Genomic DNA, 15,135 nt, shown 5'->3' with positions numbered 1-15,135 from the left:
GAGGCTTCGCGATGGGCTCGTTCGGCGAATTTCAGGCCATTGCGCCCTGCCTGCACCAGGCCGGGCACGACCCGCAGCTACTGGACCGTATCGCAGCCTTGCTCGCTGAGGCTGAAACGCAGTTGCTGGTGGACACGCAAAACGCCTACCTGCAGGTCGAGCAGGCCATGGCACTGCTACGCCAGGTCAACGCCAACAAGCAGTACGGCATTGGTCATTGCGCGAACGGTCTGACACGCTGGCAAACGCGACGTTTGGATCAGTACATCAGCGACAACCTGGCCGCCGCCATTCGCACCTGCGACCTGGCCGCTCAGCTCAACCTGAGCAGCAGTCATTTCTCTCATGTGTTCAAACAGACCTTCGGCATCACGCCGCTGGCCTATGTGGCACGCAAACGCATCGAGGCGGCCAGGGCGATGATGCTGGCCACCGACCAACCATTGACGCAGATTGCCCATGCCCACGGCTTTTGCGACCAGTCGCATTTCACCCGCACCTTCCGCCGCGAAACCGGGCTGAGCCCATTGCTCTGGCGACAGCGCTGCGCCGCAAGGACGCAGGCCACCGCCGAGCCTTGATCAGCCGAGCATGGTCACGTGGCGTGGGTGACTGGCGACACGATCGAGCCAGGCGCGAACCGCGGGGAAAGCCTCGAGGCTGAAGCCACCTTCGTCGGCCACGTGGGTGTATGCATACAGGGCGATATCGGCGATGGAATACTGCTCACCGACCAGATAAGGCGTGCGCTCGAGCTGCCTCTCCATCACTTTCAGGGCCTTGTAACCGAGCTTTAGGCAGCGCGCGTGCTCCTCGCGGCGCTCTTCGGGCATCCCCTGGTACAGCTGGATGAACCGCGCCACCGCGACATACGGCTCGTGACTGTATTGCTCGAAGAACTGCCACTGCAGCACCTGGGTGCGCAAGCGCGGTTCGGCCGGCAGGAACTCGCTGCCATCGGCGAGGAAGTTGAGGATGGCGTTGGACTCCCACAGGCAGGTGCCGTCCTCCAGCTCCAGCACAGGAATCTTGCCGTTGGGGTTCTTCGCCAGAAAGGCTTCGCTCTGCGTTTCGCCCTTGAGGATATCGACGTCAATCCACTGGTACTCCTTGCCCAGCAGATGCAGCATCAGCTTGACCTTGTAGCAGTTGCCCGACCGGTAATCGCCGTAGACCTTGAACATCGCGTTGCCCTCCCTATCAATCCTCGCGGCAAGCTCGCCGCCTCAAAATCAAACCGCTGCGGCGCCCTGCGCATCACGAATCACCGCCGCCAACCGGCGCAGCCCTTCGCCCAGGCGCTCCGGCGCCACGTGGCTGAAGTTCAGTCGCAGGTGACCTGGGTTGGCATCCGGGTCGATGAAGAACGGCTCGCCCGGCATGAAGGCGACGTTCTGCGCCAGCGCCGCATCGAGCAGCGTGCGGGTATCGAGCGGCTGCTTCAGGGTCAGCCAGAAGAACAGACCGCCCTGCGGAATTTCCCAATCGGCCAGGTCGCCAAAATGCTCCAGCAACTGCGCCTGCATGGCGTCACGGCGAATACGGTAGAAATCACGCAACTCGGCCAGGTGACCGCGGTACTGATCGCTGCCCAACCACTGCAGCGCCTGCCACTGACCGATACGGTTGGTGTGCAGGTCAGCCGACTGCTTCAGGCGCAGCAGATGCGGATACAGGTCCTTGGTGGCGATCAGGTAACCGACACGCAAGCCCGGCAGCAGCGTCTTGGACACGGTACCGGTGTAGATCCAGCTGGCCTGTTTCAAGCGGCTGACGATGGGCGTGGCGCTGCCGGCATCGAACACCAGCTCGCGGTACGGCTCGTCCTCGATCAGGGTCACGCCGAACTCGTCGAGCAGGGCCGCCACGGCTTCACGCTTGGCTTCGCTGTAACGGGTGCCGGACGGATTCTGGAAAGTCGGGATCAGGTAGGCGAAGGCCGGCTTGTGGTTCTCCAGGCGTTGGCGCAGTGCGGCCAGCTCAGGACCGTCAGCCTCCTGCGGCACGCTGATGCAGTCGGCGCCGAACAGCTGAAAAGCCTGCAGGGCCGCCAGGTAGGTCGGCGCTTCGAGCAGCACTTCGGTGCCCGGATCGATGAACAGCTTGGAGGCTAGGTCCAGTGTCTGCTGCGAGCCGCTGACGATCAGCACCTGGCTGGCATCGCAAGGCACGCCCAGCGCACGCGCTTCGGCGGCGATGGCTTCACGCAAGGCTGGCTCGCCTTCGCTCATGCCGTACTGACCCATGCTCGCTGGCATCTCGGCCCAGTCCACCTTCGGCAGCATCGGTTCGGCCGGCAGACCGCCAGCGAACGACATCACTTCCGGACGCTGCGCCGCGGCAAGAATTTCACGAATCAGGGAGCTTTTCAGGCGGGCGATGCGTTCGGAGAAGGCCATGGGATGTCCTGGGGTGCAAAAGTTATTGGAATTAAGTCAAACTGCTTGACCGAAACTACGCCGCCAAGCAGAGATACGTCAATATGACTGACCTAAAAAATTTCTCCGAGAAATTTTTGACGTCGCCCGCCGAGGGCACGCAGGCCGGCCGTCACGGCGCGCAGGTGATCAAGAACGGCGCAGCTCAGCAGGCCGCCATGGAGGCTTTCTTCTTCGGCTATCAGGCTTTCACCGCCAAGCCGGACGAAATGCTGGCCAAGCGCGGGTTGTCACGCGTGCACCACCGCATTCTGTTCTTCATCGCCAAGTACCCGGGCCTGAACATGACCGAGCTGCTGGGTTACCTGGGGGTGAGCAAACAGGCGCTGAACATGCCGTTGCGCCAGTTGATCGAGATGGACCTGGTGCAGAGCGAAGCTGCCGCGGACGACAAGCGCAAGCGTGTGCTGGGTTTCACTGCCGAGGGCGCCAAGCTGGAACAGGCACTGCGCCGCGAGCAGGCGCGCCTGCTGCAACGCGTATTCAGCGAGATGGGCGAAGAGGCCGTGCAAGGCTGGCTGGCCGTCAATCACGCCCTGGCACGCAGCCGCCAGGAACGCACCTGAGCATCGTCGTCACAAGCCCCCCGTAGGAGCGAGCTCTGCTCACGAACCCTCTTGTTCGCGAGCAGAGCTCGCTCCTACCGATTCAGCCTGCCTTTCCATTCCCCCGCACCACCGGTCATGCCGCGCCAACGCGTGATTGCACCCTGACACGACCTCTGCAATCATATGCGAATCATTATCACCTTAACTTAGATCTCGCGAGGTGCGCGTGTCGGTTCAGGATTCCAGCAACCAACAGCTGGTCGGTCTGCTTTATCGCGATCACCGTGATTGGCTGTTCGGCTGGCTGCGCAAAAGCCTGAATTGCGCGCAGCGCGCCGAAGACCTGAGCCAGGACACCTTCGTCCGCCTGCTCGGTCGCGCTGACCTGCATAGCCCACGCGAACCCAGAGCCCTGCTCACCACCATCGCCAAGGGATTGCTGGTCGACCAGTTCCGCCGCAACGCGCTGGAGCGCGCCTACCTGGAAGCGCTCGCGCAGGCTCCTGAAGCGGTGCAACTCAGCCCGGAAGAACAGACCCTGGCATTGGAGCAACTGGCCGAGATCGACCGCCTGCTCGGCCAACTGTCGAGCAAGGCACGCGCAGCGTTTCTCTATAACCGCCTGGATGGCCTCGGCCACGCCGAGATCGCCGAGCGGCTTGGCGTGTCGCCGTCGCGCGTGCGTCAGTACCTCGCCCAGGGCCTGCGCCAGTGCTACGTCGCGCTGTACGGAGCGCCGCAATGAGCCAGGTCTCGGCTCGCGTGCTCGATGAGGCCATCGCCTGGCAGCTATGCCTGGACTCGGGCGAAGCCAGCGAGCAGCAACGCCATGACTTCGCCGACTGGCTGGCCGCTCACCCGGAGCATGGTCTGGTCTGGCAACGCCTGGGCGGTATCGACCAGCAGCTCGCATCTGCCAACACACCAATGGCACGGCGCGCCTTGTTGCAAAGTAGCGCCAGCCGTCGGCGCCTCGGCAGTAGCGCCCTGGGTCTGCTGCTGGCCACGGGCATAACGCTGGTATTGCTGGCTCAGCAGCGCCCGCTTGGCGATTACCTCGCCGACTACCATACCGCCAGTGGAGAACAGCGCGACCTGCTGCTCGCCGACCGCAGCCAGGTACGCCTCAACAGCCGTAGTGCGCTGGATATCGAATTCGACGAAAACGAACGGCGCCTGCACCTGCACAGCGGCGAAATTCTGATTCAGACCGCCAAGGGCGATAGCCGTCCCTTCATCGTCGAGACAGAGCAGGGACGCTTGCGTGCGCTGGGTACGCGCTTTCTGGTACGGCGTGAAGGCGCCGCGACCGAGCTGATCGTGTTGCAGTCGGCAGTCGCCGCCAGGCCGCTGGCCGGTTCACAGGAACGCATCATCCACAGCGGCGAACAGGTGCGCATGGACAGCCAGCACCTCAGCGCAAGCCACCCTGCCCCCATCGGCGCCGACGCCTGGAGCCGCGGCATGCTGGTGGCGGACAACCTGCCCCTGCAGCGCCTGATCGATCAGCTCGGCGAATACCGCAGCGGTTACCTGAGCCTCGATCCGAGCCTGGCCGATCTGCGCATCAGCGGCAGCTTCCCATTGCACGACAGCGACAAGGCACTGGCCGCTGTCGCACTGAGCTTGCCGGTGCGCACCGAGCAACTGAGCCCCTGGTGGACCCGCGTGCTACCGGCGGAAAAATAATTTTCCCAGCCCCTGTCACTTTTCCTTCCTGCTTCGGCAAAAGGGCATTGAGATACATTAACTCTTAGGAGACGTTCGCAATGTCCTTCCGCCCTGCCCCGTTCCGCCACACGCTGCTGGCCCTGACCATCGCCTTCGCCGGCCATGCCGGGCTGGCCCACGCTGAGCTTTACCAACTGCCCGCCGGCCCTCTGGCGACCACGCTCAACCAGATCGCCAGCCAGGCCGGCGTGACCCTGAGCATCGACCCGGCCCTGACCGCGGGCAAAAGCTCGGCACCGGTCAACGGCGACTACGAAGCCATCGAAGCCCTCAATCAGGCGCTGCGTGGCACCGGCCTGCAGTTGCAAAGCGGCAATGGCGGCGCCTACAGCCTGACCCCTGCAGCAGAAGCGGCAATGGCACTGCCGGACGTCACCGTGACCGCCAGCGAACAGGCCGCCGAGACCGCCTGGGGCCCAACCCGTGGTTACCTGGCCAACCGCACCGCGACCGGCACCAAGACCGACACGCCGCTGCTGGAAACCCCACGCTCGATCTCCGTCGCCACCCGCGAGCAGATGCAGGACCGCAAGGTGCAGAACCTCGATGATGCCGTGCGCTACATGCCGGGCGTCATCGCCAGCAGCTACGGCAGCGACAGCCGCGCCGACTGGATGAAGATCCGCGGCTTCGAACCGATCCAGATGCTCGACGGCCTGCCGCTGCCCAAGGGCAGCTACACCATGGCCAAGCTGGAAACCTGGAACCTGGAGCGCGTCGCCGTGCTGCGCGGCCCGGCCTCGGCGGTGTATGGCCAGACCCCACCAGGCGGTCTGGTGGACGCCGTCAGCCGCCGCCCACAGGCTGAAAGCAGCCATGAAGTGCAGGTTCAGGTCGGCAACTACAACCACAAGCAGATCAGCTTCGACAGCACCGGCAAGATCGATGACGACGGCCGCTTCCTCTATCGCTTCAGCGGTACTGGTCGGGACAGCGGCACCAGCGTCGAGCATATCGACGACCAGCGCTTCAACCTCGCGCCCAGCCTGACCTGGAATATCGCTGACACCACCAAGCTCACCTTCCTCGGTCAGTTCAACCGTGACGATACCGGCGGCACCAGCCAGTTCCTGCCGCTGCAAGGCACCAAGCTGAGCACCCCGGCCGGCAAGGTCGACTACCACAAGAACCTCGGCGACCCGGACTGGGAGTTCTACGACAAGACCTTCTACGCACTGGGCTACGCCTTCGAGCACCGCATCAACGACACCTGGCAGTTCAACCAGAACCTGCGCTACAGCAAGCTCGAACTGGATAACCAGATCATCACGGCCGGGGGCTGGGCAACCGCCGTGGCTGACGACGGTACGGTCGCACGCGGCGCCAACGTCTACGACGAAAACATCAGCCATTTCGCCGTGGACAACAATTTCCAGGCGGACTTCAACACTGGCGCCATCGGCCACACCCTGCTGCTGGGCCTCGACTATCTGCGCGTGGATACCGATTACCGCTGGCTGTACGGTTCTGCTCCCAGCAGCAACATCATTCGCCCGATCTACGGCCAGGATTTCAGCGGCGTCAGCTACACGGCTTACCAGGACTACAACCAGAAGCGTCGTAACACAGGCCTTTACCTTCAGGACCAAATGTCGCTGGACAACTGGCGCGTGACCCTCGGTGGCCGATGGGACCGCCTGGACACCGATTCGGTGTTCCACAACGCCAACGATGCCAAGGACAGCCGTCGCGACAGCCAATTCAGCGGCAATGCGGCGCTGAGCTATGTGTTCGACTCCGGTTTCACGCCCTACGTGTCCTACGCCGAATCCTTCCAGGCCGAAGCGGGCGGCAACGGCGGCGCGGCGTTCAAACCCAGCACCGGCAAGCAGTACGAACTGGGTATCAAGTATCAACCGCCGGGTAGCGACATGTTGTTCACCGCCGCTGTCTATGACCTCACGCGGCAGAACATCGTGACCACCAACATCGCTGGCGCCACCGAACCGGTCAGCGAGGTAGAAGTCCGCGGCCTGGAGCTGGAAGCCACCGGTAATATCACCGAGAACCTCAGCCTGACCGCCTCCTACAGCTACACCAACAGCAAGATGACCAAGGTCGGCGATCCACGCGACAAGAACCGCGCACTGCCACTGATCCCCGAGCATCAGGCCTCGATCTGGGCCGACTACGATTGGAGTCAGGGTGTGCTGGCGGGCTTCGGCGTCGGCTTTGGCGCCCGCTTCGTCGGTTCCACCGACAACATCTCTGTCGGTAGCATGGGCTTCGTCCGTGATCCTTCCGACGGCCACAGCAGCGCCTATACCGTCTACGACGCGGCGGTGCGCTACGACCTTGGCCAGATCGACGCCAGCTTGCGTGGCGCCAGCGTGTCGCTCAACGCCAACAACCTGTTCGACAAGGAATACCTGGCCACCTGCGATGGCTTCTACTGCTATGCCGGCGACCCACGCCGGGTCACGGCCAGCCTCGACTACAAGTGGTGATCGGCTGAAAAACAGGAGCCGCCCGATGGGCGGCTCTTGTCGTTTTGGGCCTTGCTAACTCGCAGCCTCCTGCAACTCGGCAGCCCCTCTGAAGAACACCAGCCCCTGCGCCACGCAAACCGCCAGTGCCGGCACTATAGCCAGAGGCAAAAATAGCACACTGGCGAACATCACGCCGCTGGCGATGGACAGCCAGGCCATGACCCTCAGAGAGGCGTACGCCAGCCTCACCTTGAGCAGGAGAATACCGAACCAGGTAATGCCGAGCCCCATGAGTACCATCAGGCCCAGGTAGGTGATGGTCAGCACGCTAAGTGCCTTGAACAGTTGATCCCCAACCATGAAGTCCATCACCCCGCTGACCAGGGCAAGAACAACGATGATCCAGACCGGCCAGCTCAGCCCCGGCGCAGCAAAACGCTGCTCGATGAAGCTCTTGAGGCGGATCAACAAGTAGTTGCCCAACAACATCAGCAACAGTCCCAGCCAGCGGGTATAGCGCTCGACCTGCTCCAGCTCTGCCTGGCCCAGCCAACTGCTAGCGAAAATAACGCACAGCATCAGCGCACTGCCCAGCGCAGACATCAGCGCCAACCAGCCAAGCACCTGTAACTGACGCACACTCCAGCCCGGGAGCTGCCGCACCGGCTGGTCATCGATCAGTTCGACCTGCGGGGCACTGTAGGGGTTGTCCGGCTGCATGAGGCTTCCTTGTCTGCAAAAGATCAAGGCTAACCATCCACGATGCGCTTGACCAGACTGTACGGTTCAACCCACCAGTGGCTGTACCGCGACGGCGTGACAGCCGCGCAATAGGCTTTGCCAGTCACCGGAGAACGACCATGTCCACCGAACTGCTGCTCGCCTTCATCGCATTCGCCTTCGTCACCTCGGTAACGCCAGGGCCCAACAACATGATGCTGCTCGCCTCCGGGGTGAACTTCGGCGTGCGCCGCAGCATTCCGCACATGCTCGGCATCAGCCTGGGCTTCATGCTGCTGGTGGCTGCCGTGGGCCTGGGGCTCGGCCAGGTGTTCCAACGCCTGCCGGTACTGCATGACGTACTGCGCTATCTCGGCGCCGCGTATCTGCTCTACTTGGCCTGGAAGATCGCCCAGTCCGGCGCACCGCAGAGCCGCGAGAACCCTGAAGCGAAGCCGTTCACCTTCCTGCAGGCGGCGGCCTTTCAGTGGGTCAATCCCAAGGCGTGGATCATGGCCATTGGCGCCATTACCACCTATACCCCACAGGATGGTTTCTTCAGCAACGTGCTGCTGATCGCGGCCCTGTTTGCCTTGGTCAACTGCCCAAGCGTAGGTTTGTGGACCGTCGCCGGCAGCATGCTGCGCAAGTGGCTGGACAACCCGCGTGCGTTGCGCGCCTTCAATATCGGCATGGCGCTGCTGTTGGTCGCCTCGCTGTACCCCATCATCGTCGACACTGGAATGTTCTGATGCAAGACGCCGCCCCTACTCGCCTGCGCCCCCTGGCGGACACCTCCACCTCGGCCGTGGTCGCTGGCTTCATCGCCATGCTTACCGGCTACACCAGCTCCCTGGTGCTGATGTTCCAGGCCGGCCAGGCTGCCGGCCTAACCGCCGGGCAGATTTCCTCGTGGATCTGGGCGCTGTCCATCGGCATGGCGTTGTGCTGCATCGTGCTCTCGCTGCGTTATCGCGCGCCGGTGATGATCGCCTGGTCCACTCCCGGCGCTGCGCTGCTGATCACCAGCCTGCCGCAGGTGTCCTACGGTGAGGCCATTGGCGCCTACATCCTGGCCTCGGGGCTGATCGTGCTGATCGGCCTGACCGGCACCTTCGACCGCCTGATGCGCCGCATCCCCGGCTCCATCGCCGCCGCCCTGCTGGCCGGCGTGCTGTTCAAGATCGGCCTGGAAATCTGCGTGGCCGCCGAGCAGCAGCCCATCCTGGTGGTGGCCATGCTGCTCGCCTATCTGCTTGGCAAGCGCCTGTGGCCGCGTTACTCGGTGCTCTCCGCGCTGATCGTCGGCAGCGTGCTGGCAGCAGTCTTCGGCCTGCTGGACTTCACGAACTTCCAGTTGCAGCTGGCCACACCGGAATGGACCACACCGAGCTTCTCGCTGGCCGCCGCCATCAGCATCGGCATTCCCCTGTTCATCGTTGCCATGGCCTCGCAGAATCTGCCGGGCATGGCCGTGCTGCGCGCCAATGGTTATGACGTACCAGCCTCGCCGCTGCTGACCAGCACCGGCCTGGTGTCGATCCTGATGGCGCCGTTCGGCAGTCACGGCATCCATATGGCCGCCATCAGTGCTGCCATCTGTGCCGGCCCGGAGGCTCATGAAGACCCGCGCAAGCGCTACACCGCGGCAGTCTGGTGCGGGGTGTTCTACGCCATCGCCGGCATTTTCGGCGCCACCCTGGCCTCGCTGTTCGCCGCGCTGCCGGCGGCGTTGATCCTCTCCATCGCCGCGCTGGCACTGTTCGCCTCGATCATCGGCGGCCTGACCCAGGCCATGAGCGAGCCCAACGAGCGCGAAGCGGCGCTGATCACCTTCCTGGTCACCGCCTCGGGCATGACCCTGGCCGGCGTCGGTTCAGCGTTCTGGGGTATCGTCGCCGGCCTGCTGACGCTGGCCGTGCTCAACTGGGGCAAGCGCTAACTCCGATGCAATCCGGGCTACGAGCGGTAGGGTGCGCCGTGCGCACCACTGGATAACAGCGTGTTCAAGCGGTGCGCACGGCGCACCCTACTGTTCAGCCACCGTTTCATGAGCCAGCTCGGCGCCGTGCATACGGTTGACCCACAGCCCGAACAGCGCTGCGGTGACGAACATGATCAGGCTGTAAATAGCCGCCGGAATCGCCATGGTCGGGTTGTTCAGCAACGCCGGGCTGAGTGCCAGGGCGATGGCCAGGGTACCGTTGTGGATGCCGATCTCCATGGCGATGGCAATCGCCTGGCGCAGGTTGAGCTTGAGCAGGCGTGGCACGCAGTAACCCACCGCCATGCTCAGCAGGTTGAAGGCCAGCGCCGCACCGCCGACCGCAGGCGCGTAATCGACAAAGGTGCGCCAGTCCTTGGCCACCGCCAGCAGGATGATCAGTAGCAGGAACAATGCCGAAACGATCTTCACCGGTTTCTGCATACGCTCGGCGAAGCCGGGGAAACGACTGCGCAGCCACATGCCGATAGCTACCGGCCCGAGGACGATGACGAACACCTGCACCACCTTGGCGAACTGCAGCGGGATAGCCTGATCGGCGGACATGAAGTAGGCCAGCGACAGGTTGACGATCAGCGGCATGGTAAGAATCGCGATCACCGAATTGACCGCGGTGAGGGTGATGTTCAAAGCCACATCGCCATGGGCCAGGTGGCTGTAGAGGTTGGCCGTAGTGCCGCCCGGCGAGGCTGCCAGCAGCATCAGGCCGACGGCCAGCGCCGGCGCCAGGCCGAACGCCTTGGCCAGGAAGAAGCACGCCAGCGGCAGCAACAGCAGTTGGCAAGCCAGACCGATCAATACCGGTTTGGGGAATTTGGCCACGCGGGCGAAGTCGGCCAGGCTCAGTGACAGGCCAAGCCCGAGCATGATGATGCCCAGCGCAGCGGGAAGGAAAAACGTCAGCAAGGGATCGGCGGTCATTATTGTTATCGCTCCAGTTGAACCTGGCAGGATTGTGCTGAGTCAGGGCCACTGCTGGCAGTGGCCCTGCGAGCCAACCTTAGCCGACGTGCAGACGACCGGGCTAGAGCCTTTATATCGCCGTGGCGCCACCATCCACAGCCAACGCCTGGCCAGTGGTGAACGCGGCGTGGTCGCTGCACAGATAGAGCACGGCAGCCGCGATCTCCTCGACCTTGCCGATACGCCCGACCGGGTGCATGGCGGCGGCGAACTCGGCCTTCTTCGGGTCGGCTTCGTAGGCGCGGCGGAACATGTCGGTGTCGATCACCGCTGGGCATACCGCGTTTACCCGCAGCTTCTTCTTGGCGTACTCGATCGCAGCGGATTTGGTCAGGCCGATCACCGCATGCTTGGAGGCGGCGTAGATGCTCATCTTCGGTGCGGCACCCAGACCGGCCACCGAAGCGGTATTGACGATGGCGCCGCCGCCCTGGGCCAGCAGCAACGGGATCTGGTGCTTCATGCACAGCCATACGCCCTTGACGTTGACGCCCATGATAGCGTCGAACTCGGCTTCGTTGCCGTCGGCCAGCTTGCCCTGTTCGATCTCGATGCCGGCGTTGTTGAAGGCGTAGTCCAGGCGGCCGTACTGCGCCACAGTGGCGTCCATCAGCGCCTTGACCTCGGCATCGCGGGTCACGTCGCAACGCACGAAGCAGGCCTCGCCACCGGCCGCACGAATCAGCTCAACCGTGCCTTCACCACCGCTCACGTCGACATCGGAAACCACCACCTTGAGCCCTTCGGCAGCGAAGGCCTGGGCGGTGGCACGGCCAATACCGGCGGCACCGCCGGTGACCAGGGCGACCTGGCCGGAGAACGTCATGCTCATGTCTGCTTCCTCGCAGCGATTCTTGTTGAATTGGCGAGGAGTCTAGCCAGGCGGCCGCGCGCAGAGCAGCACTATCAGACTCTAGAGTGGTGGGTCATGCAGGGCGCTGATGACGACTCCAGCAGCGCGTTATCGCGAGCAGCGGATAGGCCGGATGAAATCCGGGACAAATCGGACTACATGCCAGACCGCCCCGGACTTCATCCGGGCTACAGGGCTCAGCCTTGCAGTTCGGCAACCACAGCCGCCAGCGCCTGCGCCGGATCGGCAGCCTGGCTGATCGGACGGCCGATCACCAGGTAATCGGAGCCAGCATCCAGCGCCTGGCGTGGAGTGAGGATGCGCTTTTGGTCATCCGCATTGCTACCAGCTGGACGAATGCCCGGCGTCACCAACTGCAGGCGCGGCTGCGCGACCTTCAGCGCCTGCGCTTCCTGCGCCGAGCAGACCAGACCATCGAGCCCGGCTTCAGCAGCCAGGCCGGCCAGGCGCAGTACCTGCTCTTGCGGCGGCACATCCAGGCCGATGCCGGCCAGATCCTGCTGCTCCATGCTGGTCAGCACCGTCACGCCGATCAGCAGCGGCTTGGTGCTAGTGAGCTTGTCCAGTTCGTTACGGCAGGCCGCCATCATGCGCAGACCGCCGGAACAGTGCACATTGACCATCCACACGCCCAGCTCCGCAGCAGCCTTGACCGCCATCGCCGTGGTGTTGGGGATGTCGTGGAATTTCAGATCGAGGAACAGCTCGAAGCCCTTGGCCTGCAGCGCCTCGACCACTTGCGGACCACTGCGGGTGAACAGCTCCTTGCCGACCTTGACGCGGCACAGCGCCGGATCGAGCTGGTCGGCCAGCGCCAGAGCGGCATCACGGCTGGGAAAGTCGAGGGCGACGATGATCGGGGTTTGGCAGGCGGGCATGGCGAGTCTCGAACAGGATAAAAACGCGGCGCATTGTAGCGCAAAGCATCTGTCACTGGTCGCGGCTAAAGCCCTCTCCCACAAGCAGTCCGCTAGCCCGAATAGAAACCGATCTAACGGCCATCAAGCTGCCAACCAGCTCCTGCTATCGGAAATTCGGCATTCGAATAGCGGTTGCCATCATGTAACAGGCATCGCGCGACTGCGCGCCAGAGCGGTGCATCCACACTGCCACTGCACCCTTTTCATTCGCCCGAGCCGGCCGGTATTCAGGTGCAGGCGGTGGATGGTCGGCGGTCAGGCCTCTGGCATGAGCACTGCACGGTAAGCACATCCTCTCTGCAACGGGTTGCAGCCATGACTTATCAAACCACCATCGGCAGCCTGGTCTACCACTTCGCCGACCTCAAGACGTTGCTGGCCAAGGCCAGCCCGGCACGCTCCGGCGACTACCTGGCGGGCCTGGCTGCTGCTACCTACGAAGAACGCATGGCAGCCAAGCTGGCCCTAGCCGAGGTGCCACTCAAGCGCTTCCTCGAAGAGGCACTGATTCCTTACGAAGACGACGAAGTCACCCGCCTGATCATCGACCGCCATGACGCCGCGGCCTTCGCCCCGATCAGCCACCTGACCGTGGGTGATCTGCGCGACTGGCTGCTGCTGGAAAAGACCGACAGCGCGCGCCTGGCGGCAGTGGCTGCTGGTCTGACACCAGAGATGGTCGCCGCAGTGAGCAAACTGATGCGCAATCAGGATCTAATTCTGGTGGCGCGCAAATGCCAGGTGATCACCCGTTTTCGCAATACCCTGGGCCTGCCCGGCCATCTGGCCGTGCGCCTGCAACCCAACCACCCTACCGACGATGTGCGCGGTATCGCTGCCAGCATGCTCGACGGTCTGCTCTATGGCTCCGGCGATGCCACGGTCGGTATCAATCCGGCCAGCGATTCGCTGCCGACACTGATGCGCCTGTGGCAGATGATGGACGAGGTGCGCCAGCACTTCGAAATCCCCATGCAGAGCTGCGTGCTGACCCACGTCACCACACAGATCCAGGCTATCGAGGCCGGTGCGCCGATCGATCTGGTGTTTCAGTCCATCGCCGGCACCGAGGCCACCAACGCCGGCTTCGGCGTGTCCCTGGCAATCCTGCGCGAGGCCCACGAGGCCGCACTGTCGCTAGGACGCGGCACCCTGGGCGACAACGTCATGTATTTCGAAACCGGCCAGGGCAGCGCGCTGTCGGCCGGCGGTCATCATGGCGTCGACCAGCAGACCTGCGAGGTCCGCGCCTATGCCGTCGCTCGAGAATTCCGTCCACTGCTGGTCAATACCGTGGTCGGCTTCATCGGCCCGGAATACCTCTACGACGGCAAGCAGATCATCCGCGCCGGCCTGGAGGATCACTTCTGCGCCAAGCTACTTGGCCTGCCGATGGGCTGCGACGTCTGCTACACCAACCATGCAGAAGCCGATCAGGACGATATGGACAGCCTGCTCACCCTGCTCGGTGCAGCCGGTATCAACTTCATCATGGGCATCCCGGGTGCCGACGACATCATGCTCAACTACCAGAGCACCTCGTTCCACGACGCGCTTTACCTGCGCAATGTGCTGGGCCTGAAACGCGCGCCGGAATTCGACGCCTGGCTGGCGCGCATGGCGATTACCGAACCCAGCGGCCGCCTGCGTGAGATCGGTAGCGGCCATCATCTGCTCAAGCAGTTGCCACAGATTTCCGGAGCGGCCTGATGAAACAGATCGACTTGATCCAGCACAACCCCTGGGACGAATTGCGCACGCATACCTCGGCCCGTATCGCGCTCGGCCGCGTCGGCTGCAGCCTACCCACCCGCGAGGTGCTGAAGTTCGGCCTGGCCCATGCCCAGGCGCGCGATGCGGTGCATCGTCCGCTGGACTTCAGCGAACTCAAGCACCAGTTGCATGCGGCGGGCTTTCGCACCTTGAAAGTACGCAGCAACGCGGAAGACCGGCAGACCTACCTGCTGCGCCCGGATCACGGCCGCCACTTGCATGGCGACTGCAAGGTGCAATTGCAGCACGAACTACCCGCGCCTGAAATCGCCATCGTCCTCGCCGACGGTTTATCGGCCGTTGCCGTCCAGCGTCATGCCCTGCCGCTGTTGCAAGCCCTGCGCGACCGCTTCGATACCGACTGGGCTAACACCCCGGTGGTGCTGGCCGAACAGGGGCGCGTGGCGATTGGCGACGGCATCGGTGAAGCCCTGCGCGCACGTCTGGTGATCGTCATGATCGGTGAGCGCCCTGGGCTGACCTCGCCGGACAGCCTCGGCCTGTACCTGACCTACGCCCCGCGCGTGGGCTGTCTGGACAGCGCCCGTAACTGTATCTCCAATGTGCGACCTGAAGGCCTGCCTTACGAACTGGCAGCACACAAGCTCGACTACCTGGCGCGTCAGGCATTGCGCCTGCAACTAAGCGGCGTGAAGCTCAAGGACGACAGCAGCATGCAGGCAGTCGCAGTACAGGCAGACTGACAAGTCTCGGCCCGCGGGTTATGGTGACGA

General features: G+C 63.5%; 15 protein-coding genes. 9 read left to right on the top strand and 6 right to left on the bottom strand.

Annotated features, from left to right (window positions below):
• The first annotated feature begins 11 nt into the window (after window positions 1-11).
• Entirely contained in the window at window positions 12-581 is a 570-nt protein-coding gene (locus RTH74_RS08425; RefSeq protein WP_316914370.1) for an AraC family transcriptional regulator, read from the top strand.
• On the opposite strand, the gene RTH74_RS08420 is transcribed toward RTH74_RS08425, so the two are convergent.
• Both RTH74_RS08420 and RTH74_RS08415 read right to left on the bottom strand, forming a co-directional pair.
• A complete protein-coding gene (locus tag RTH74_RS08420) occupies window positions 582-1,184 on the bottom strand; it encodes a glutathione S-transferase family protein (RefSeq protein ID WP_316914369.1) in 603 nt (200 codons plus the stop codon).
• 48 nt (window positions 1,185-1,232) lie between these two features.
• Window positions 1,233-2,399, bottom strand: coding sequence for a PLP-dependent aminotransferase family protein (locus RTH74_RS08415; RefSeq protein ID WP_099525478.1), 1,167 nt, complete (start codon window positions 2,397-2,399; stop codon window positions 1,233-1,235).
• An 83-nt stretch (window positions 2,400-2,482) separates the two neighbouring features.
• Here RTH74_RS08415 and RTH74_RS08410 point away from each other — a divergent pair, with 83 nt between their 5' ends.
• From RTH74_RS08410 to RTH74_RS08395, 4 genes are all read left to right on the top strand, one after another.
• Window positions 2,483-3,004 (top strand): MarR family winged helix-turn-helix transcriptional regulator, encoded by a 522-nt coding sequence (locus RTH74_RS08410; protein ID WP_099525477.1) that lies wholly within the window; start codon window positions 2,483-2,485, stop codon window positions 3,002-3,004.
• A 202-nt stretch (window positions 3,005-3,206) separates the two neighbouring features.
• Window positions 3,207-3,731, top strand: a complete 525-nt coding sequence (locus tag RTH74_RS08405; RefSeq protein WP_420713145.1) for an RNA polymerase sigma factor — start codon at window positions 3,207-3,209, stop codon at window positions 3,729-3,731.
• Window positions 3,728-4,675, top strand: coding sequence for a FecR family protein (locus RTH74_RS08400; protein ID WP_316914367.1), 948 nt, complete (start codon window positions 3,728-3,730; stop codon window positions 4,673-4,675). The genes RTH74_RS08405 and RTH74_RS08400 overlap by 4 nt, the downstream gene beginning before the upstream one ends.
• A gap of 80 nt (window positions 4,676-4,755) precedes the next feature.
• On the top strand, window positions 4,756-7,164 hold the full coding sequence (locus RTH74_RS08395) for a TonB-dependent siderophore receptor (protein ID WP_316914366.1): 2,409 nt from the start codon (window positions 4,756-4,758) through the stop codon (window positions 7,162-7,164).
• Between the two features lie 54 nt (window positions 7,165-7,218).
• Here RTH74_RS08395 and RTH74_RS08390 read toward each other — a convergent pair whose 3' ends face one another.
• Entirely contained in the window at window positions 7,219-7,866 is a 648-nt protein-coding gene (locus RTH74_RS08390) for a hypothetical protein (protein ID WP_316914365.1), read from the bottom strand.
• Between the two features lie 140 nt (window positions 7,867-8,006).
• Here RTH74_RS08390 and RTH74_RS08385 point away from each other — a divergent pair, with 140 nt between their 5' ends.
• Both RTH74_RS08385 and RTH74_RS08380 read left to right on the top strand, forming a co-directional pair.
• Window positions 8,007-8,618, top strand: coding sequence for a LysE family translocator (locus RTH74_RS08385; RefSeq protein ID WP_099525473.1), 612 nt, complete (start codon window positions 8,007-8,009; stop codon window positions 8,616-8,618).
• Window positions 8,618-9,808 (top strand): benzoate/H(+) symporter BenE family transporter, encoded by a 1,191-nt coding sequence (locus tag RTH74_RS08380; protein WP_099525472.1) that lies wholly within the window; start codon window positions 8,618-8,620, stop codon window positions 9,806-9,808. The genes RTH74_RS08385 and RTH74_RS08380 overlap by 1 nt, the downstream gene beginning before the upstream one ends.
• Before the next feature lie 87 nt (window positions 9,809-9,895).
• Here the strand turns inward: RTH74_RS08380 and RTH74_RS08375 are convergent, their stop codons facing one another.
• The 3 genes from RTH74_RS08375 to pyrF form a co-directional block, all read right to left on the bottom strand.
• Window positions 9,896-10,792 carry a bile acid:sodium symporter family protein gene (locus RTH74_RS08375; protein ID WP_316914364.1) on the bottom strand — a complete coding sequence of 299 codons (897 nt, stop codon included), beginning with the start codon at window positions 10,790-10,792 and terminating at the stop codon, window positions 9,896-9,898.
• 112 nt (window positions 10,793-10,904) lie between these two features.
• Window positions 10,905-11,666, bottom strand: coding sequence for an SDR family oxidoreductase (locus RTH74_RS08370; RefSeq protein WP_316914363.1), 762 nt, complete (start codon window positions 11,664-11,666; stop codon window positions 10,905-10,907).
• Window positions 11,667-11,884: 218 nt separating this feature from the next.
• A complete protein-coding gene (gene pyrF / locus RTH74_RS08365; RefSeq protein WP_316914362.1) occupies window positions 11,885-12,586 on the bottom strand; it encodes an orotidine-5'-phosphate decarboxylase in 702 nt (233 codons plus the stop codon).
• 357 nt (window positions 12,587-12,943) lie between these two features.
• Between pyrF and RTH74_RS08360 the strand changes: the two genes are divergently transcribed.
• On the top strand, window positions 12,944-14,338 hold the full coding sequence (locus tag RTH74_RS08360) for an ethanolamine ammonia-lyase subunit EutB (protein ID WP_316914361.1): 1,395 nt from the start codon (window positions 12,944-12,946) through the stop codon (window positions 14,336-14,338).
• A complete protein-coding gene (gene eutC / locus RTH74_RS08355; RefSeq protein WP_316914360.1) occupies window positions 14,338-15,105 on the top strand; it encodes an ethanolamine ammonia-lyase subunit EutC in 768 nt (255 codons plus the stop codon). Before RTH74_RS08360 ends, eutC begins: the two co-directional genes overlap by 1 nt.
• Window positions 15,106-15,135 lie beyond the last annotated feature (30 nt).

The organism is Pseudomonas sp. zfem001 (assembly GCF_032621725.1).
In the GTDB taxonomy this organism is placed as follows: domain Bacteria; phylum Pseudomonadota; class Gammaproteobacteria; order Pseudomonadales; family Pseudomonadaceae; genus Aquipseudomonas; species Aquipseudomonas sediminis.
Note: the sequence above shows the minus strand (reverse complement) of the source record. Positions and strands in the feature narration are given on the sequence as shown.